This window comes from Paenibacillus sp. Leaf72, from assembly GCF_001422685.1.
GTDB lineage: Bacteria > Bacillota > Bacilli > Paenibacillales > Paenibacillaceae > Pristimantibacillus.
The window spans coordinates 223,174-242,696 of record NZ_LMLV01000023.1; the positions used below are offsets into that span (position 1 = coordinate 223,174).

The 19,523-nt window shown below is 49.0% G+C and carries 18 protein-coding genes; 1 reads left to right on the forward strand and 17 read right to left on the reverse strand.

All coding sequences use genetic code 11. From position 1 onward, the window contains the following. Positions 1 to 9: 9 nt before the first annotated feature. The 12 genes from fliF to sucC form a co-directional block, all read right to left on the reverse strand. Positions 10 to 1,599 carry a flagellar basal-body MS-ring/collar protein FliF gene (gene fliF / locus ASF12_RS19625; protein WP_056038252.1) on the reverse strand — a complete coding sequence of 530 codons (1,590 nt, stop codon included), beginning with the start codon at positions 1,597 to 1,599 and terminating at the stop codon, positions 10 to 12. Between the two features lie 45 nt (positions 1,600 to 1,644). Then, positions 1,645 to 1,950, reverse strand: a complete 306-nt coding sequence (fliE, locus tag ASF12_RS19630; RefSeq protein ID WP_056038255.1) for a flagellar hook-basal body complex protein FliE — start codon at positions 1,948 to 1,950, stop codon at positions 1,645 to 1,647. Positions 1,951 to 1,985: 35 nt separating this feature from the next. Then, positions 1,986 to 2,435 (reverse strand): flagellar basal body rod protein FlgC, encoded by a 450-nt coding sequence (flgC, locus tag ASF12_RS19635; protein ID WP_056038258.1) that lies wholly within the window; start codon positions 2,433 to 2,435, stop codon positions 1,986 to 1,988. A 3-nt stretch (positions 2,436 to 2,438) separates the two neighbouring features. Further along, entirely contained in the window at positions 2,439 to 2,846 is a 408-nt protein-coding gene (gene flgB / locus ASF12_RS19640; protein ID WP_056038261.1) for a flagellar basal body rod protein FlgB, read from the reverse strand. Between the two features lie 224 nt (positions 2,847 to 3,070). After that, positions 3,071 to 3,841, reverse strand: coding sequence for a GTP-sensing pleiotropic transcriptional regulator CodY (gene codY, locus ASF12_RS19645; protein ID WP_056038264.1), 771 nt, complete (start codon positions 3,839 to 3,841; stop codon positions 3,071 to 3,073). Between the two features lie 27 nt (positions 3,842 to 3,868). Further along, entirely contained in the window at positions 3,869 to 5,272 is a 1,404-nt protein-coding gene (gene hslU / locus ASF12_RS19650) for an ATP-dependent protease ATPase subunit HslU (protein ID WP_056038267.1), read from the reverse strand. Between the two features lie 15 nt (positions 5,273 to 5,287). Further along, positions 5,288 to 5,836: an ATP-dependent protease subunit HslV gene (gene hslV, locus ASF12_RS19655; RefSeq protein WP_056038270.1), complete on the reverse strand. Its 549-nt coding sequence runs from the start codon at positions 5,834 to 5,836 to the stop codon at positions 5,288 to 5,290. A gap of 69 nt (positions 5,837 to 5,905) precedes the next feature. Next, entirely contained in the window at positions 5,906 to 7,246 is a 1,341-nt protein-coding gene (gene trmFO / locus ASF12_RS19660; protein ID WP_056038273.1) for an FADH(2)-oxidizing methylenetetrahydrofolate--tRNA-(uracil(54)-C(5))-methyltransferase TrmFO, read from the reverse strand. A gap of 168 nt (positions 7,247 to 7,414) precedes the next feature. Continuing rightward, positions 7,415 to 9,514, reverse strand: a complete 2,100-nt coding sequence (gene topA, locus ASF12_RS19665) for a type I DNA topoisomerase (protein WP_056038277.1) — start codon at positions 9,512 to 9,514, stop codon at positions 7,415 to 7,417. 27 nt (positions 9,515 to 9,541) lie between these two features. Next, positions 9,542 to 10,663: a DNA-processing protein DprA gene (gene dprA, locus ASF12_RS19670; RefSeq protein WP_056038280.1), complete on the reverse strand. Its 1,122-nt coding sequence runs from the start codon at positions 10,661 to 10,663 to the stop codon at positions 9,542 to 9,544. Between the two features lie 163 nt (positions 10,664 to 10,826). Continuing rightward, positions 10,827 to 11,762, reverse strand: a complete 936-nt coding sequence (gene sucD, locus ASF12_RS19675) for a succinate--CoA ligase subunit alpha (protein ID WP_056038283.1) — start codon at positions 11,760 to 11,762, stop codon at positions 10,827 to 10,829. Between the two features lie 38 nt (positions 11,763 to 11,800). Next, complete coding sequence (gene sucC / locus ASF12_RS19680) at positions 11,801 to 12,961, reverse strand: ADP-forming succinate--CoA ligase subunit beta (RefSeq protein WP_056038286.1); 1,161 nt, start codon at positions 12,959 to 12,961, stop codon at positions 11,801 to 11,803. A 368-nt stretch (positions 12,962 to 13,329) separates the two neighbouring features. Between sucC and ASF12_RS19685 the strand changes: the two genes are divergently transcribed. After that, positions 13,330 to 14,901 carry a YifB family Mg chelatase-like AAA ATPase gene (locus ASF12_RS19685; RefSeq protein WP_056038289.1) on the forward strand — a complete coding sequence of 524 codons (1,572 nt, stop codon included), beginning with the start codon at positions 13,330 to 13,332 and terminating at the stop codon, positions 14,899 to 14,901. Positions 14,902 to 15,100: 199 nt separating this feature from the next. Here ASF12_RS19685 and ASF12_RS19690 read toward each other — a convergent pair whose 3' ends face one another. The 5 genes from ASF12_RS19690 to ylqF form a co-directional block, all read right to left on the reverse strand. Continuing rightward, positions 15,101 to 15,511, reverse strand: coding sequence for a YraN family protein (locus ASF12_RS19690; protein WP_056038293.1), 411 nt, complete (start codon positions 15,509 to 15,511; stop codon positions 15,101 to 15,103). After that, on the reverse strand, positions 15,504 to 15,809 hold the full coding sequence (locus ASF12_RS19695) for an EscU/YscU/HrcU family type III secretion system export apparatus switch protein (RefSeq protein ID WP_056038296.1): 306 nt from the start codon (positions 15,807 to 15,809) through the stop codon (positions 15,504 to 15,506). The genes ASF12_RS19690 and ASF12_RS19695 overlap by 8 nt, the downstream gene beginning before the upstream one ends. Continuing rightward, a complete protein-coding gene (locus ASF12_RS19700) occupies positions 15,806 to 17,671 on the reverse strand; it encodes a hypothetical protein (RefSeq protein WP_056038299.1) in 1,866 nt (621 codons plus the stop codon). The genes ASF12_RS19695 and ASF12_RS19700 overlap by 4 nt, the downstream gene beginning before the upstream one ends. Positions 17,672 to 17,964: 293 nt before the next feature. Then, positions 17,965 to 18,576 carry a ribonuclease HII gene (locus tag ASF12_RS19705; protein ID WP_056038302.1) on the reverse strand — a complete coding sequence of 204 codons (612 nt, stop codon included), beginning with the start codon at positions 18,574 to 18,576 and terminating at the stop codon, positions 17,965 to 17,967. A gap of 60 nt (positions 18,577 to 18,636) precedes the next feature. Next, complete coding sequence (gene ylqF, locus ASF12_RS19710) at positions 18,637 to 19,512, reverse strand: ribosome biogenesis GTPase YlqF (RefSeq protein WP_056038305.1); 876 nt, start codon at positions 19,510 to 19,512, stop codon at positions 18,637 to 18,639. Positions 19,513 to 19,523: the final 11 nt, after the last annotated feature.

A 19,523-nucleotide genomic window follows, 5' to 3' on the forward strand; every position in this document is an offset into this window, starting at 1 on the left:
AAACGACCTCTATTCATCGACAAGCCAAGTCCGAAGTAAATTAACAAATTCATCCGGCTTGCGTTTGGCGAGTGTCTCAAGATTTTTACGTGCTTGGCTGTCATTGCTTAAGCTATCAAAATCAAGGGTAGGATATTCTACAGCCGTTGATGCTACAACCGCTTCCTGTGCTTCAGCTGCTGCTGCTTCTGCCGCTTGCTGTCTGCGTCTGCGAACGAGCAAAATAATCAAACCGGCAATAATCGCAAGTGCTGCTGCTCCAATTCCGATTGCCCATCCCATTGATAAGCCGCCAATCGTGTTTGTAGCGGTGCTTTCAGCAAATGTTTGCCCAATAAGTGAAACCTTTTTGTTGATTAAATCGTCATTATTAACATCTTGACCTGAATCAGCAAGCTGTGCACGTACCAAACCTGTCAAGAAGGTCGTAATCTCTGTACGAGATTCTGGAGTGAGTCGACTTGCTTCAACACCGATGCTAATGGATAGATCTTTAATTACGAAAGGCCCTGAAATCGTGGTACGATTAATTCTTCCAAAATCGTAATTAACAGTAGAAGAGCTTTCTTCCGAGGTAGAGTTTCCAGCGGCATCCGTTGCAGTATAGCCCGGAACATCCGTTTCTCCCGTTCCTGCTACACCGCCTGCACTGGAGCTGCCACCTGTAGAAGAACTGGTCTGATCGGACTGGCTAACAATAATTCCGTTATTATTATTGTCAGGCAGCGGCACAACCTGCTGTTCCTCTGTCTTCTTATTATCGAAGTTCAAGCTGCTTCCGATGCTGATGACTAGATTTTCGGAACCGACAATCGGTCCCAGAAACTGTTGAATATTCTTTTTCAATTCCGCTTCATATTTGCGTTGAATTTGGAATTGGCTGTCAACCGCTTCCGCTGTGCCTGCAATCGTGCCCCCTGCTTCGGAGGACATCAGCTCGCCCTGCGGACCAGAGATGGTAATGTTGTCTATTGTCGTACCTGGAACTGCCGATTTTACCAGATTGTAATAACCGTCAATTTCCTTTTGAGTTGGACGATAGCCAGCCATAAATTCCAAGGAGATGGCAGCCGTTGCTTTGTCTTTCTCTTCAGGAGTTAGAAACACGCTTTCTTCTGGCAAGTTCACAAGCACTTTAGAACTTTTCACGCCTTGCATGCGATTCAGCAATTGTTGGATCTCGCCGTTCAAGGCGCTTAAATATTTGACATTAAATTCATTTTCTGTTGTGCCGAAGGTCGAAGAGCTTTGTGTAAAAGCTTCAAAGCCAATTGATCCGTTCTGCACAAGACCAAGTGAGCCGATCGTTACCTTAGTACGTTCGGCTACAGCGCTTGGTACAGAAATACTAGTTCCGCCACTCCCTAGTTCATAAGGGATACCATTGCTATCCAGGTAGTTCATAATGGCTGCTGAGTCTGTTGTATCCAAATTTTGAAAAGCCAATTCATAATCCGTTCTTGTAAAGATTACAGTAAGAAGAATTATAGATAACAACAGTACGCCTACAGAAGCCCCCAAGCCTATTTTCTGTTTTTTTCCCATTTGACTCCAGAATTGCGAAATTCTCAGTCTAAATTGGGCGATTTTCTCGTTCACCTTGTCACCTCACCCAAATTCTTTGCCAGGTTTTTTTATCGTTCATTATACCTGCATCCGCATTATTTCTTGATATGCCTCTACAACCTTGTTGCGGATTTGTGAGGTTAGTTGAAGACTAAGCTGCGCTCTTTCGCCAGCAATCATGACCTGAGAAACATCAACTTCACCAATTAAAAACTTATCGTTAAGCTTATGTACATTTTGTTCCTGGGCGCTAACACCCTCAATTGCGTTATTTAAAAACTGGCTAAATGTTTTTGTAAGTTCTGCCGGAGTAGCTTGCTCTACAGGCGCAGCTGTCATCGTCTTTAAAGGCTGCAACTGGTTCATCGAAATGGCTTGAATCACTATATTCCTCCTCGGCTATTGTTTAATGGTTGTTGCTACTTCCCAATTTCCAATGCTTTTACAAACATCGCTTTAGAAGAATTAATGGCTGTGACATTCGCTTCATAAGAACGCGAAGCTGAAATCATATCAACCATCTCTTTCGCGACATCTACATTCGGCATATTTACATAGCCGTTTGAATCGGCATCAGGATGGGTAGGATTATATACAAGCTTCGTTGGGGCTGTGTCATCAATGATTTTGGCAACCTTTACCCCACCAGTTGTTGTACTTTTTCCCATTTTGGCATTCAGCGCATTGGAAAAGCTTGATTTCAACGGCTCCAAAACGACCATTTTCCGTTTATAAGGCACGAATTGTCCATTCTCATAACCGGCACGCGTCGTTTCCGCATTCGCAATATTTGAAGAAATAACATCCATTCGCAGGCGCTGTGCGGTTAGAGCAGAGGCGCTCGCATCAAATCCGCTGGAAATTTTCACTCTTTAACCTCTCCCTTCTATTGCTGTTCGCATCATTTTGATTTCATGATTGACTTGCTGCAAATAAGCGTTATAGCTCAGCTGATTTTTCGCAAGCAGCGACATTTCCCGATCAATATCCACATTATTCTCATTATTGTTCATGGCGGTTTCTTTATCGCTTATGACTTGAGGCGTAGGATTGACCGGCCCACCTATAGGAATATGCCTTGCATTCGTAAGCTTTCCTTTCAGCTTAGGTGAGCTATTACCCATTTGTTGTTCCAAAAGCTGTTCAAATTCAACCTCTGACCGTTTAAAATGCGGGGTATCCACATTGGCTATATTATTCGAAATGACATTTTGCCGCATTTCTGCTGCATGAACTGCCCCCTCTAGCCTTTGGAATGAAGATCCGCTTAATAAGTTCACTTTATTATCACCACTTTCGATAATTAAAAGATCCTAATATAAGGTATTCAACACACTTCGTAGCATTCCTGCTTTGTTCGACATTAAATTATTAAAAAAATGAGATCATGCTGTCGATATTTGCCGACATGTTTATATTCAACAATTCTCCAAATTATTACAATAAGAAAAAAGCCCTATCTTTAAAATAAGATAGGGCTTTTTTAGTCGTTTAGACTCATATTTTATGATTTAATTTTTTCCAGCTCTTGAAGTAGCTGGTGATTTAATATCTTAATGTAAGTTCCCTTCATTCCGAGTGATCTAGTCTCAATGACCCCCGCACTTTCTAATTTTCTTAGGGCATTTACGATTACAGACCTAGTAATACCGACCCTGTCAGCAATTTTTGAGGCTACAAGCAGCCCCTCTTTTCCTTCCAATTGCTCAAAAATATGCTCGACTGCCTCAAGCTCGCTGAACGATAACGAACCAATAGCAACCGACACGACAGCGCGACTGCGTGCCTCATGCTCAATTTCTACCGAACGCTCGCGTAAAATTTCCATGCCGACAATCGTAGACCCATATTCTGCAAGCACTAAATCATCGTCGTCAAAAGCGCCTTGGTGCCGTGTCAAAATTAGCGTGCCTAAGCGATCTCCGCCACCTGTTATCGGGACAACCGTCATAATTTCCTGCTGCCCTAGCGACGGGAAAGTCTCATAAACACCAGCATACGGCGCCACATTCGTGACCGATTCCGTCATTTCAAGAAATTGCTCGTTGCTTTCCTGCGGGAAACGCAGCTCTTCTGCCGACATGGAACGCAGCGAGTCATGATCATGCGGATTCACAGCTGCACAACCGAGCACCTTTCCCCTGCGGCTTACGACAAATACACTCGTTTGAATGGTGCTGGTCAGCACCTCCGCCATTTCTCTGAAAATAAGCGGTTTGCCAGCCGCCCGCTGCAGCAGGCGGTTTAGCGTCCTTGTTTTTGTTAATAACGTCATGCCATTGCCTCCTAAAACTCATACCAACTACAATATATATTGACTCAAATCTTTATTTTGCGCAATGCTTCCCAGCTTTTCACGAACATATTCCGGCGTGATCAGCATATGGTCCAATGTAATATCAGGCGCTTCAAAGGAAAGATCCTCAAGCAGCTTTTCCAAAATCGTATGCAGCCTTCTCGCTCCGATATTTTCAGTATTCCGATTCACTTCTGCGGCAATGGATGCCAGCTCATGAATAGCCTCATCTGAAAATTCGATTTCAATGCCTTCGGTTTGCAGCAGTGCTGTGTATTGCTTAGTCAGCGCGTTTTTCGGTTCCTTCAAAATGCTCACAAAATCATCAAGCGTAAGCGAAGTAAGCTCCACCCGAATCGGAAAACGGCCTTGCAGCTCGGGAATCAAATCGGATGGCTTCGCAATATGGAATGCACCTGCGGCAATAAAGAGCACATAATCCGTTTTTACCGGACCATATTTGGTCATAACCGTCGAGCCTTCAACGATTGGCAAAATATCACGCTGCACGCCTTCACGCGAAACATCTGGGCCATTTCCACGCGAGGAGCTCGCAATTTTGTCAATTTCATCGATAAAAATAATGCCTGACTGTTCCGCACGTGTAACCGATTCCGAAATGACATCATCCATATTGATCAGCTTGTTTGCTTCTTCCTGAATAAGCACTTTACGCGCTTCCTTAACCGGCAGCTTGCGGCGCTTCGTTTTTTTCGGCATCAGCTGTCCGAACAGCTCCTGCATATTCATGCCCATGCCTTCGGGACCTTGGCCGCCTGCGAGCATGTCCAGCATATTCGGAGCAGCATCTTCAACTTCTACCTCAACCATTTCATTTTCCAGCTTGCCAGCAGCAAGATCTGCCTGCACCTGAGCCCGTTTTTGCACAATCGTCTGATCCTGCTCCGGTTCTTCTGCTTGCAGAATGTCATTTTGCTGGTTGCCAAAAAGCATCTCGAACGGATTTTTTTGCGTCTTTTCCTTTATTTTCGAAGGAACAAGCAGCGTCACCAGCAATTCGTTTGCCAGCTTCTCCGCTTTATCTTTAACCTGCTCGGTTTTTTCCGTTTTCACCATGCGGATCGCTGTTTCAACCAAATCGCGAACCATGGATTCAACGTCGCGGCCTACGTAACCTACCTCGGTGAATTTAGTTGCCTCAAGCTTTACGAAAGGCGCTTTTACAAGCTTCGCCAATCTGCGGGCAATTTCTGTTTTACCAACGCCTGTAGGACCGATCATTAAAATATTTTTCGGCACGACCTCATCACGCAACGATTCATCAAGCTGACTTCTGCGATAACGATTGCGCAAGGCGATTGCGACCGAACGTTTCGCAGGCTTTTGACCGACAATATACTTATCCAGCTCCGCTACGATCTCTCTTGGTGTTAACGCTGCATTTGCCATATTAATCTCCTCCGTTTAAGAGCCGATTTCTTCGACAATAATATTGTGATTCGTGTAGACGCAAATATCTGCTGCAATTTCTAGCGCCGAACGGGCCATTTCCTTCGCATCCAGATGAGTGGCATGGCGCTTGAGTGCTCTAGCTGCGGACAAAGCAAAGCTGCCGCCCGAGCCAATGGCCAAAAGACCATCATCCGGCTCAATAATTTCGCCATTTCCTGAAATCAATAAAAGTCCCGTCTGATCCATGACCAGCATCATCGCTTCCAATTTGCGCAGCACACGATCCGAGCGCCATTCCTTCGCCAGCTCTACAGCCGAGCGCTGCAAATTGCCATGATGCTCCTCAAGCTTTGCCTCGAACTTCTCAAAAAGCGTAATCGCATCAGCAACCGAGCCAGCAAAACCAGCAACGACTTGCCCGCGATACAAGCGGCGTACCTTTTTCGCTTTATTTTTCATCACCATGCTGTTGCCGAACGTTACTTGACCATCCCCTGCAATCGCGCCTTTTCCCTCGTGACGGACTGCACAAATCGTCGTTGCATGAAATTCCATTTCCATCTCTTCGCCTCCTCTATGCAAATGCGCCTGTACTGATCCAAACCTTCAAAAATAGCTGCATGACCGTAATTAGTTGTTTACCAAATGCGTGAAATGCTCCTGCTTAAATTGCTCAATGCCGGCAAGCGCACGGCTCGCAATCGCTTCATTCTTTTCCTTCTTGCTCTTCAATCGTTTCTCAAGCGGCGGGAACAACCCGAAATTCGCATTCATAGGCTGAAAATGCTTGAAATCCGCCGTCGTAATATACTGTGCCATACTGCCCAGCGTCGTGTCTCCAGGAAGCACAAGCGGCTCAAGATTGCGTGCGAGACGAGCGGCGTTGAAACCGGCAATTAACCCGGAAGCCGCTGATTCTACATAACCTTCAACACCCGTCATCTGGCCAGCAAAAAATAAGGTAGGGCGATTTTTAAGCTGATAGGTCGGCTCAAGCAAACGTGGCGAATTGATGAACGTATTGCGGTGCATAACACCAAAACGCACAAACTCGGCATTTTCTAGTCCTGGAATAAGCGAGAATACCCGCTTCTGCTCGCCCCATTTCAAATGCGTTTGAAACCCAACCAAGTTATACAGCGTACCAGCCGCATTGTCCTGACGCAATTGAATAACAGCATGAGGCAGCTTGCCTGTATGCGGGTTCACAAGACCAACTGGCTTCATTGGTCCAAAAAGCACCGTTTGCTTGCCGCGGCTTGCAATAACTTCAATTGGCATACAGCCCTCAAAATATACTTCCTTTTCAAAATCTTTTATTTCCGCTTTCTCGGCATTAACGAGCGCGTCATGAAAAATTTCGAATTCCTCTTCCGTCATCGGGCAGTTCAAATAAGCGGCTTCGCCTTTATCATAGCGGGAAGCGAGATAAACTTTGCTCATATCGATAGAATCTTTCTCCACAATCGGTGCAGCAGCATCGTAAAAGTAGAAATATTCCTCGCCCAGCAGCTCGCGTACTTGCGCGGACAACGCAGGAGCTGTAAGTGGACCTGTCGCAATAATGACGATTCCGTCCGTTGGAATTTCCGTTACTTCCTCGTTGCGGACTTCAACGAGCGGATGCTCGTGCAGAAGGCGCGTTACTTCGCCGGAAAACCCATCCCGGTCAACAGCAAGCGCACCGCCCGCTGGAACTGCATGACGATCCGCGCAGCCAAGAATGAGTGAATCCAGCTGACGCATTTCCTCTTTAAGCACGCCTACGGCATTTGCCAGTCCATTTGCACGCAAGCTGTTGCTGCATACGAGCTCGGCAAACTGGTTCGTGTGGTGGGCTGGCGTTTTCGTCTCGGGCCGCATTTCATAGAGTACGACGGGTACGCCTTGGGATGCGATTTGCCAAGCGGCTTCGCTGCCGGCCAGGCCAGCTCCGATAACGGTTACTTTTGGATAGGATGATGATGACAATGAACTTACCTCCAAATCATAATACGCGCTTCGCGCAAATAAATATCATTTTTTTGCTGGGATTGCGGGGTAAACCAACAGAACGGATAAAACACAGCTGTCCTCCCTATTCAGGGAGGACCGGGTCCACTCACATGTGGAGCTGTGCACAGCATCGTAGATGCCGCTTTATGCTTCTTCTTGTTCTTCATCCTGCAGCTCTTCGGAATAATCGCATGTAGGACATTGCAGCTTTGCTCCGCTGCGATTGCGTTTTTCTACGAGCATGCTTTCGCATTTCGGACATGGCTTGCCTGAAGGCTTATCCCATGAAACATAATCGCAAGCTGGATACGTATCACAGCCGTAGAAAATCCGGCCTTTTTTACTTCTCCGTTCAATAATTTTGCCTTCCTCACATTTCGGACAAGGCACGCCGATATCCTTAACGATCGGCTTCGTATTGCGGCAATCCGGAAAGCCGGAGCAAGCGAGGAATTTGCCGAAGCGCCCCATTTTATAAACCAAATGACGGCCGCATTTTTCGCAAATTTCATCGGAAACCTCATCTTGAATTTCGATTTCCTTCATTTCCTCTTCCGCTACTTCCAGACGCTTCTCGAACGAGTCGTAGAAGGTCGCAAGCACTTTGACCCAGTCCTGCGAGCCTTCCTCCACATGGTCGAGATCCCCTTCCATGTTGGCTGTAAATTCAGCATTCAGAATTTCAGGGAAAAACTCTTCCATTAGCTGGATAACAAGGTCGCCAAGCTCAGTCGGCATAAATTTCTTCTCTTCTATCGCTACGTATCCGCGCTTCTGAATCGTTTCCAGCGTAGGCGCATACGTACTTGGACGTCCTATGCCGAGCTCCTCAAGCGTTTTCACGAGTCTGGCCTCCGTAAAACGCGGCGGCGGCTGTGTGAAATGCTGTTTAGGCTCAATGGCTTCCGCAGGAATCATATCCCCTACTTCAATTGGCGGGAGGAATTTATGCTCCTCTTCGGCCCCATCATCATTACCTTCCACATATACTTTCATAAATCCGGCAAACTTGACCTTGGATCCATTCGCACGGAACTTGACATCGCCAGATATCATATCGACGGTCATCGTATCGAGAACGGCTGAAGACATTTGGCTGGATACGAAACGTTCCCATACCAGTTTGTACAACCGGAATTGATCGCGGCTGAGGAACGGCTTCATCGTATCCGGATCACGCATAATAGCTGTCGGCCTGATCGCCTCATGCGCATCTTGGGCATTGCTGTTCTTTTTCGCATAAATGCGAAGCTGCTCTGGCATATAAGGAGCCCCGTAGCGTTCCGTAATGTATTCCTTTGCTTCTTCCTGCGCAATCGGGGATATACGAGTGGAGTCCGTTCTCATATATGTAATTAGACCGACCGTGCCTTCCTTGCCTAGCTCTACACCTTCATAAAGCTGCTGGGCAACAGACATCGTCTTAGACGCCCTGAAACCAAGCTTACGGGCGGCTTCCTGCTGCAGGGAGCTCGTAATGAATGGAGGTGCAGGATTGCGCAAACGCTCCTTCTCCTTCACTTCCGCCACTTTAAAATCAGAGCCGCTTTCCATCGCATCCAGCACGGCTTGCATTTCCTGCTCGTTGCCGAGCTCGCGCTTCTCGCCGCCAATGGAATGGTATTTGGCCTCAAATGGAACGCCGTTTTGCGATACCTTTGCAGTAATCGACCAATATTCTTCCGGCACAAATTCATCGATCTCATTTTCGCGGTCAATAATCAGCTTGACGCATACCGATTGAACGCGGCCAGCAGAAAGGCCCTTCTTGACCTTTTTCCACAGAAGCGGACTGATCTTGTAGCCGACAAGACGATCTAGAATACGTCTCGCCTGCTGCGCATTAACCAAATCCATATTGATTTTGCGCGGCGTCTTAAAAGCATCCTTAACCGCTTGCTTCGTTATTTCATTAAATACAACGCGGCAAGTATCCGAGGCATCCAGCTCCAAATAATGAGCCAAATGCCATGCAATAGCTTCCCCTTCGCGATCCGGGTCAGCCGCCAGATAAACATGCTTCACTTTTTTGCTGGCGCTTTTGAGTTCTTTCAGTACGCTGCCTTTGCCGCGAATCGTAATATATTTTGGATTGAAATCATTTTCAACTTCGACGCCAATCTGACTTTTCGGCAAATCGCGAATATGGCCCATGGAAGCCTTAACAATATATTTGCTGCCTAAATACTTCCCTATTGTTTTCGCTTTGGCTGGTGATTCGACGATAACTAATGAGTCTGCCACGTTAGGCGCCCCCCTCTCTACTGCTTACTACAATGCTATATATAGCGATCCAGACTGCTGCTCGATCCTACGTTTTATACATAAATTTATCAGAAGAGCGCTTAAATGTCCAAAAGGAACAGCTATCAGCTGGTGTAATTCATTAATGGATAATGGACGCTCTCGCAGCAGTGCGATAATTTTTCGTTCATCAGCGGACAATTCCTTGTCCGATTGGCGCTGTGAAAAGGCAGAAGAATTCGACTGTTTCAGCCATTCATCGCCAAGCCATGTGTATTCTTCAAAAATATGCTCGGCCACGCTAACCAGCTTTGCTCCTTGGCGAATAAGCGAATTAGGCCCTTCACTTTTAGGAGAAGAAATCGGACCCGGCACAGCGAATAAATCACGGTTCATATCCAGCGCTTGCGCTGCTGTAATCAAAGAACCGCTGCCAATTGCCCCCTCTATGACGAGTGTGCCAAGGGAAAGCCCTGCAATAATTCGGTTGCGCAGCGGAAACATGCCGGGATGCAGCGGCGTACCGATTGGCGTTTCCGAGAGCAATAGCCCCTCTTCCGCTATATGGCGATACAAAGTTCTATTCTCTGAAGGATAACAACAATCTACGGCGCATGCAAGCACAGCTATCGTGCTACCAACTCCTCGCAGAGCGGCCTCATGCGCCTTGCTATCGATTCCACGGGCTAAACCGCTCGCAATAGTCATCCCGCCTGCCGAAAGCTGCTCAGAGAGCATAGAAGCAGTATGACGGCCATATGCGGTAGGATTGCGCGTTCCGACGATTGCTATAATTGGACGCTTCAACAGCTCCAGACGGCCAATCGCATACAACACCCAGGGCGGCTGCGGAATTTGCAGCAAATAGTTTGGATAGGCTTCATCAAACGGTGTAATGACACTAGCTCCAAGCTGAACTGCCTTTTCATAGGAAGAGCCTGAAGCAACGAGTCCTTGCCCTATTCGCTTAACAGCCGACCGTGCCTGCTGGGTGCTAAAACCGGCCTTAACATAGGCTGCTTCATCCTGACCGCTGCCCTCTCGCCACGCGCCGCTCGCTACTGCCTTCTGAATCGTGCGCCAGCCAATGCCTGGCACTTCGCTAAGCATCATTACGATTTGCCTGCATTCATCATGATCACGTTCCATATCGTTCGGCCTCCATTATAATGAGGCACGCCCTTACATTCTTTCCTATTGTGCGTTACATGGCTGAAGAATGCAAGTCGCCCTCTCATCTTCATAAAAAAAAGCAACCTTTCAGCTCCCGCTAACGGGAATCGAAAGGTTGCTTACCTTTTTCAAAGCTTTATTATTTTGCAACAGTTGTGCATTTTTCCAACAGGCCTTGCTCTTCAAGCACCGATACGAGCGTGGAGCCCATATCCGATGGAGTAGGCGCTACTTTAATTCCGCATGCTTCAAGCGTAGCGATTTTTTCAGCAGCTGTTCCTTTGCCTCCGGAAATGATCGCGCCAGCATGGCCCATACGTTTGCCTGGAGGCGCTGTTGCGCCGCCGATAAAGCCTACAACCGGCTTTTTCATATTGGCTTTAACCCATTCTGCCGCTTCTTCTTCTGCTGTACCGCCAATTTCACCGATCATAATAACCGCGTAAGTATCAGGGTCATCATTGAAACGGCTCAAAATGTCGATAAACTCGGAGCCTTTCACTGGGTCGCCGCCAATACCGACTGCAGAGGATTGTCCAATGCCGCGAGTCGTCAGCTGGTGAACCGCCTCGTAAGTCAATGTTCCCGAGCGGGAAACAACGCCTACATGGCCTTTCGTGTGAATGTAGCCTGGCATAATGCCGATTTTACATTCGTCTGGTGTAATAACACCTGGACAGTTAGGTCCGATCAAAATCGATTTGCTGCCTTCCATATAACGCTTAACTTTGACCATGTCTAGTACCGGAATGCCTTCCGTAATACAGATAACAAGTTCAAGTCCAGCGTCAACGGCTTCTAGAATAGAATCAGCTGCAAATGCTGGCGGCACATAAATAACCGAAGCTGTAGCGCCAGTCGCTTTTACCGCCTGCTCAACAGTGTTAAACACTGGAAGCGATACCGTTGAACCGTTTTCAAGAGTGATATCGACGTTAGTTCCGCCTTTACCCGGCGTTACTCCGCCTACCATTTGCGTACCGTAATCGAGTGCGCCTTTCGCGTGAAACAAGCCAGTTGCGCCCGTAATCCCTTGCGTAATCACTTTTGTATCTTTGTTTACCAAAATGCTCATCGAATCTCACATCCCCGTCCATGAATTCATACGCGTATTTATTTCACGAGAGCGACAATTTTTTGTGCGCCGTCTGACATAGAGTCCGCTGCTACGATGTTCAGTCCCGACTCGTTCAGCATTTTTTTACCCAATTCAACGTTTGTGCCTTCCAGTCTTACGACAAGCGGACGATCGAGGCCAATTTCCTTCGCGGCCGCAATAACGCCATCCGCAATAACGTCACAACGCATAATGCCGCCAAAAATATTAACGAAAATCCCTTTAACATTTTCATCGGACAAAATGATTTTGAACGCTTCTGTTACTTTCTCTTTCGTTGCACCGCCGCCTACGTCCAGGAAGTTCGCAGGGTCGCCGCCATAATATTTGATAATGTCCATTGTCGCCATAGCAAGGCCTGCGCCATTAACCATGCAGCCAATGTTGCCATCAAGGGCAATGTAGCTGAGATCGTATTTGGAAGCTTCGATTTCTTTCGCATCTTCCTCTTCCAGATCGCGCAATGCGACAATATCCTTATGACGGTATAGTGCATTGGAGTCAAAATTCAGCTTCGCATCCAGTGCCATCACTTCACCATCGCCAGTTACGACAAGTGGATTGATCTCGGCAATAGAACAATCTTTCTCAACGAAAGCGTTGTACAACGAAGTCATGAATTTAACAGCTTTGTTAACGAGTGCAGTTGGAATGTTGATTGCATAAGCGAGCTTACGCGCTTGGAACACTTGCAGTCCCACAGCTGGATCAACGATTTCCTTGAAAATTTTCTCAGGGGAATGCTCGGCAACTTCTTCAATTTCCGTGCCGCCTTCCTCTGAAGCCATAATGACGACGCGGCCTGTGCCACGGTCAAGAACAGCACCGATATAATATTCTTTCTTGATGTCACAGCCCTGCTCAATAAGAAGGCGCTTAACTTCTTTACCTTCTGGGCCAGTTTGATGCGTAACGAGCACTTTTCCAAGGATTTCTCCTGCATATGCGCGAACTTCATCCAAGCTTTTTGCGACTTTAACACCGCCAGCTTTACCACGGCCGCCCGCATGGATTTGTGCTTTTACAACAACAACTTTCGTACCAAGCTCTTCTGCTGCTGCAACCGCTTCATCAACGGTGAACGCAACTTTGCCCTCAGGCACAACTACACCATACTGTTTCAATAACGCTTTGCCTTGATACTCATGGATATTCATTGTTGAAATCCTCCATTTCATAGACCGAAATCAGTCGTATGTACACAAACATCTATTATCATAGCATTTTTCCTCTGGTGTTACCTTATATTCGTGCAAGAAGACTTCGGCTTTTTTGATATGGATTCAATCTCAATTTGAGATTAAACGCCACAATCCGCTAACTTACTGCCTTTTACTCGCATCCACCACCCTTTCGTTCAATATTTGACAAAAATGGACAGCGCCCATTATGATTAGTTTGTACCAAACATTCGTTTGCTACTCCATAAGAGCAATCCATTATGGCATTTCACTTAAAATCATAACCGCGATATACAGGACGTAAGGAAGCACCTTCATCCCACTAATTGGAGGTGCTTTTTGTTATGTTCAGCTTAATGCAGAGCGCGACCGTTTATGGCGTCGAAGGCAAAGAAATTGCAGTGGAGGTCGATATTGCAAGCGGCCTGCCGCAAATTGCGGTGGTCGGGCTGCCAGACCCCGCTGTACGGGAATCCGTCGAGCGAGTACGGGCTGCTATTAAAAATAGCGGCTTCACCTTCCCGATGGAGCGTATTACCGTCAACCTTGCCCCTGCCGATTTGCGCAAGGAAGGCACGGCGTTTGACCTTGCCATAGCTGCTGGCATTTTGGCGGCTAGCGGACAATTAAATGCGGCACTCTTTCATAACACGATGATGCTGGGCGAGCTTTCGCTTAACGGATCTATTAGGCCGGTAACCGGCGTGCTTGCGATGATCGAACAGGCCAAAAAATCAGGCATCCGCCGCGTGCTGCTGCCGCTCGCCAATGCTCCGGAGGCTGCCTGGATAGCCGGTATGGAGCTTTTTGCTATCAAGCATTTAATGGATTTGCGTCCACAGGATAGCGAGGGGTTGGAGGCGATTCGCTATCCTCCGTCCCAACAGAATGGCGACAAGAGCTATTCTGGGATGTTGGCTGAAAATAAACCTAAGCTTGCGCCTCACTGCGGCGACTACAGCGATGTTATCGGTCAGCAGCTGGCCAAGCGTGCGCTCGTTATTGCTGCGGCAGGTCGGCATAATGTGCTGTTTTCAGGCCCGCCGGGCACAGGAAAAACGATGATGATTCGCAGGCTGCCAACCATTCTCCCGCCTTTGACCGAGCAGGAAGCGATTGAAGTGACCAAAATATACAGCGCTGCCGGAAAGCTGTCTACTGACAATCAAGGACTGATTGCTGCTGCCCCTTTCCGCGCCCCGCATCATACGATTTCTGCAGGCGGACTCGTAGGTGGCGGATCTGTGCCAAAACCTGGCGAAGTGACACTCGCCCACCATGGCGTGCTGTATTTAGACGAACTGCCTGAGTTTTCGCGGCAAACACTTGAGGTACTGAGGCAGCCATTGGAAGATGGAATTGTGACGATTGCGCGCACTAGCGCCGTCTTTCATTTCCCCGCCCGCTTTATTTTAGCTATGTCATTTAATCCTTGTCCTTGCGGATTTTCAGGGCATGAGACATTAGATAAACGCTGTACCTGCACGGATGCCATCATTACCCGGTATAAATCCAAGCTGTCCGGTCCGCTTCTCGATCGGATCGACATCCAGCTTGAGGTTCCGCAGCCCATTGACCTCGGCAGCTCAATAACGGATATTAGCCGCAACAATCTGTCCTCTGAAGCGATGCGCCGCCTTGTCGAAGCAGCTCGGGAACGGCAGAAAGCACGTTTTGCAAAGCTGAAAATCGAGGGCGATGCAAGCTTATCTGGCTCATCCCTGCACCGGGTGATGCTGATTCGCCAGGATGCTGCGGAGCTGCTTGGGCAAGCGCTCCAAACGCTCCCTATCAGCATGCGTGCCCATGACCGCATTATGCGCCTTTCGCGAACGGTAGCTGATGTTGAAGGCAGCCACTATATCGAGGCCGAGCATGTAGCAGAAGCTATCCAATATCGAAAGCTACACTTATAAGCTGTTCAAAATAGGGTTAGGCATATAAGAGCAGAGCCGATTTAAACAAGTAATTTTAAACAAGTAATCCATCAAACAACAAAAGGAGCATCACCGCCTATTGCGCAGTGATGCTCCTTTCATTTTTAGCAGGACGGCTTTCATCTTCCAATATCTGGGACTCACACGCTTTAAATGTTCGCAATTCAACCATGCACCGCTAAAATGCCGCTATTATATGCTTCAGCTCACTTATTGCATCATCGTGCTCCAGCGTAATAGCAACGACATCAAAGCGTATGCTCCGTTCCAGCTGCCGAGTCAGCTTCAAGTAAACTTGCGCTGTTTCCGCCACTTGTTTTTGCTTGCGCCAGTCAACCGACTCCGCGGCTGTGCCGAAACGCCCGCCTGACCGGCGTGTGCGCACCTCGACAAATACCAGCTTGTCTTCCCCGCACACAATGAGATCCAGCTCGCCCGATCGGCAGCGCCAGTTGCGCTCCTCAATCGTATAGCCGGCTTCCAGCAAGTAGGCTTCTGCAGCAGCTTCCCCAAGCTTTCCGGTCCATTTACGCTTGTCCGCCCGCTTGCTGCTTATCAGTTCAGGCTGGTCTGGCTTTCTATTAGTCATTCAAATCCCTCGCCTTACGATCCGAGCGATAAACAAAGCTGAGTATTTCCGCTACCAGCGTATAAAGCTCAGGTGGAATCGTCTGATCGATATCAAGCTTGGACAGCACTTCTACAAGCGAAGCATCCTCCTGCATCGGAATGCCGTTTTCCTTCGCCTTTTCTATTAGCTGCTCTGCTAAATAGCCTTTGCCTTTCGCAACGACGACAGGCGCTGTACCGACGCCCGGCTCGTATTTGAGCGCAACTGCCCGCCGTATCGGTTCAGGTTTGTTGTTCTTGTTTTCTTCTGCGCTCATACCTTCAGGTCCACCCCTTTATAACGGCCGGAAAGAAACGTCCTTGGGGCAGTAATATGTCCTTCTGCAGCTCCATCAGCAGCGTGCTCCTCATTTTCTGCAATCGGAGAGGTTCGCAGCGACAGCAGCTGGTAGCCCGCCTGATTCAAGCTGTCTGCAACTTCCGCTCGGGAAGATTTCGCAAGACCATCCATTGCCGGATGATTATTCCACAGTGTCAAGCTTACAATTTTGTCCACGACATGGACGTCTACTACCGTATCTCCTAGCGTTTTCATCGATAAATCAAATAGCAGCCGGCAATTATCCGCATCCAGCTCGCCCTTTCGGCCTCGCCGCGTTTGAATATGGACCGATGCCGTCTGATTGCCATCATCTCCCTTAAAAGGAACGAAAACGGTGAGATGGCTGAAAAGGGCGCCATTGCGCTCAGGAGACATTAGCAGCTGCTGGCCTGTAATATGCTGCACTAGCTGATGCGCCGCCTCTTTAAGTGCGGCGGGCGCGTCATCGGAGGTTGAAAGCGCGAGAAGTACGCTTTTCAGCGATTCCTGCACATTCTGCTTATTATCTTGAGCAAGAGCAGGCAATGGCTCCCCTTTGTACCCTTGCAGCGTATTCGCCCCAGAATCGGCTTTCAGCAAGTCAGCGCCAAGTTTACTGCCTTCAGGCAGCTTGTCGCTTGCCGCTGCTGCCTGCTGGTGTGCTTGGGCAGCTGCTAGAGGCCGCTCAGCTGCTCCAGAACGCTCTTGCAGCTGTCCGGAGCTTGCATTGCGCCCAGACGCGTTTTCACCGCGCAGCGCCTGTTCTGCGCCGTTACGGGACTGATTGGCGGCACCCTGCTCTGCTTCTGCAGCGGCAGGCTCCGTCGAGCCTGCCGCTGGCTGTGTCTGAATGCCAAGCAGTTGCTTTCCGAGCTGCTGCTCGTGATCGACACCGAGCCACTTCATCATCTGGCCGAGCCAGTTGGCCGGACTGGCTTCCGCTTTGCCAGCCGCTGCTGCTGCCGCAGCGGCGGCCCCCGTTCCCGCAGCAGCATCGCCTTTGCTCGCTGCCACAGCCGCTTCAGCCCCGCTCGCCTTCGCGGGCTGTCCACTGCTTGCCGTCTCCGCCGCTCTCGCCGCGGCGGCTTCCGGCTTCTCGCCGCCGCCAAGCCCCCGCAGCAGCTCTGCGCCTTCGCCGAGCAGCGCTTGCAGCTTGCCCAGCTGCTGCGCAAGCTGGGCCTCCTTCCCGCCCGCCTGCGCCTGCCCGCTGGCGGCTTCCTTGCCGCCGGCTGCTGCCGATGACGACGCCAGCTGGCTCAGCTGGTCCAGCAGCTCATGCGCCGCTGGGCCAAACATCACCTGCTGCAGCGCACTAATCGTTGCTGCCGTCACAGGCAAACCGCGCTTGAATGCCGAGGCTGCCGCCTGCATCCATTGCTCTGTATCCGCACCAGACGGCATAGCTGCCGCCGCTTGCTGAAACACCTGCGCGGCATCCTTGTTCAGCGGGATGCCTTCTTGATTTAAGTTCTTTATGATTTGCGCCGCCCATTTCTGGTCGGGCAAAGCGAACTGCTTAAGCAGATCCTTAATTGACTGTTCCGGCAGCTCGGCGAGCGAAGCGTCTATTTGCTTCAGCATAATAAGGCCGCCTTCCGCCTGCGCCCCAACCTGAAGCATCGCTGCTTGGCCTGCGGCCAACGGCACCTCAAGCGTCGCCCTTACCTGCACGCCGTTGATTTGCACAATGGCCTCATTGTTGTCCGATACCTGCAGCACCAGGGCGCGTACCGTCTGTCCCGGCTTCAGCTCAGCTGAACGTATATCCGTTCCCGACGCTTCGCCCAGCATGCTTCTCATCATTTGTCCAATATTCATTGCCATCGCTCCCGTTTTACGATGAAATTCAGCTTACGCCCGTCAGGCTTCATCCTGCTTCGCTATCAAAACATGCTTTATTACCTTTATCGGCTAGTCGCCTGCGTATGATGAATCAGCTTTTTCGCCGCTGGCTCAATCTACTCGATTTAACCCTCATTATACAAAAAAAGACGGCGCATGCGCTGCACCAACAGCACGCCGTCTTTCTTAATTTTAGCAAGTCTAGCAATCACCAGAGCAGCCGATTCTTTTATCAAAATAAGCATATAAACTTATAATCTGCTGCTCAGTTAAAATAATTGCTGCTGCTCCGCAAATATTTTCCCAAGAAAGGTTTTGCGATGCAGCGGGCTCGCCCCATACTCTAGCAGCCGCTCGCGATGCAGCTTCGTCGGGTAGCCCTTATGTACAGATATTCCATATTCTGGGTACAGCTGCTCCCATTCATCCGCACATAAACGATCGCGCGTTACTTTGGCCAAAATCGATGCAGCAGCAATCGTCTGGCTGTTGGCATCCCCTTTGATGATCGCAAGCTGCGGCTTTGGCACATCCACTTTCTCTGCATCAATGAGCAAATAATCAGGCTCTATCGCCAATGATTCGATTGAAAGCTTCATTGCAAGCCTAGCAGCCTGCTTAATATTAATGCGGTCAATTTCAGCAGCGTCTACACGGGTAACCGACCACGCGATACACTTTTCGATAATGATATCATAAAGCTGATCCCGCTTTTTCTCTGAGAGCTTCTTGGAATCATTTACCCCTTCAATGACCAGATCAGGCGGCAAAATGACAGCAGCAGCGACGACATCGCCGAACAGGCAGCCCCGGCCAACCTCATCCACACCAGCAATTGCCTGGCAGCCTTCACTCCACAGCTTACGTTCATACTCCAGCATATCCGCCTATCCCCCGCTTCAAATCCTCAGGACTACAAGGACACTCATTGCATCAAAAATCTAGCTATTTTGCTTCCACGGTGCTTCAAGCGAAATATGGCCGAACTTGCCCGCACGCAGCTCCCGCAAAATAATGCCCGAAACCTTCTCCAGGTCAACTCGCGCTCCGCTCTGCAAACAACCACGCTTGCGTCCGATTTCCTCCATCACCTTGACGATTTCATCAGACTCATTCGTATCCGGCTGTTCCATCGTCAACTCGAAGCGCTCTTTCACACTGTTCCAGTAACGGTCAACCAATTCCTTCAAAGCAAAAAACGCAATATCTTCAATATTCAAAACCTGCTCGCGAATCGCACCTGTCATCGCAAGGCGATAGCCGACAAGCTCATCCTCGAACTTTGGCCACAAAATGCCCGGCGTGTCTAGCAGTTCCATATCCTTGCCTGCTTTTATCCACTGCTGGCCTTTTGTTACTCCAGGGCGATCACCAGTAAGCGCAATATTGCGACCCGCCAGACGGTTAATCAGCGTCGATTTCCCTACATTCGGAATGCCGACGATGAGACCGCGCACCGCTCTTGGATTAATGCCTTTTGCGATCTGACGGTCAATTTTTTCCTGCAGCAGTTCTTTTGCTTTAACCGGAACCTCGTTTACCCGCGTTCCTGTTGAAGAATCGACCGCAATACATTCATGGCCTTCTCCCTTAAAATACGTAATCCATTGCTCTGTCACCTTAGCATCTGCTAGGTCAGACTTGTTGAGCACGATCAGCCGCGGCTTGCCGCCCAAAATTTCATCGACAATCGGGTTGCGGCTGGACATTGGAATACGTGCATCAAGCAGCTCGATCGTTACATCAATCAGCTTGAGCTTGTCCTGTATTTGTCGTTTCGCCCGCGTCATATGACCGGGGAACCATTGAATCGTCAATTTCTCACCTC

Bases quoted from the DNA above. Each gene is read 5' to 3' on its own strand.
- codY (WP_056038264.1), bottom strand. From the start codon at position 3,841: ATGACGTTATTAACAAAAACAAGGACGCTAAACCGCCTGCTGCAGCGG.
- hslU (WP_056038267.1), bottom strand. From the start codon at position 5,272: ATGGCAAATGCAGCGTTAACACCAAGAGAGATCGTAGCGGAGCTGGAT.
- hslV (WP_056038270.1), bottom strand. From the start codon at position 5,836: ATGGAAATGGAATTTCATGCAACGACGATTTGTGCAGTCCGTCACGAG.
- dprA (WP_056038280.1), bottom strand. From the start codon at position 10,663: ATGGAACGTGATCATGATGAATGCAGGCAAATCGTAATGATGCTTAGC.
- sucD (WP_056038283.1), bottom strand. From the start codon at position 11,762: ATGAGCATTTTGGTAAACAAAGATACAAAAGTGATTACGCAAGGGATT.
- sucC (WP_056038286.1), bottom strand. From the start codon at position 12,961: ATGAATATCCATGAGTATCAAGGCAAAGCGTTATTGAAACAGTATGGT.
- ASF12_RS19685 (WP_056038289.1), top strand. From the start codon at position 13,330: ATGTTCAGCTTAATGCAGAGCGCGACCGTTTATGGCGTCGAAGGCAAA.
- ASF12_RS19690 (WP_056038293.1), bottom strand. From the start codon at position 15,511: ATGACTAATAGAAAGCCAGACCAGCCTGAACTGATAAGCAGCAAGCGG.
- ASF12_RS19695 (WP_056038296.1), bottom strand. From the start codon at position 15,809: ATGAGCGCAGAAGAAAACAAGAACAACAAACCTGAACCGATACGGCGG.
- ASF12_RS19700 (WP_056038299.1), bottom strand. From the start codon at position 17,671: ATGAATATTGGACAAATGATGAGAAGCATGCTGGGCGAAGCGTCGGGA.
- ASF12_RS19705 (WP_056038302.1), bottom strand. From the start codon at position 18,576: ATGCTGGAGTATGAACGTAAGCTGTGGAGTGAAGGCTGCCAGGCAATT.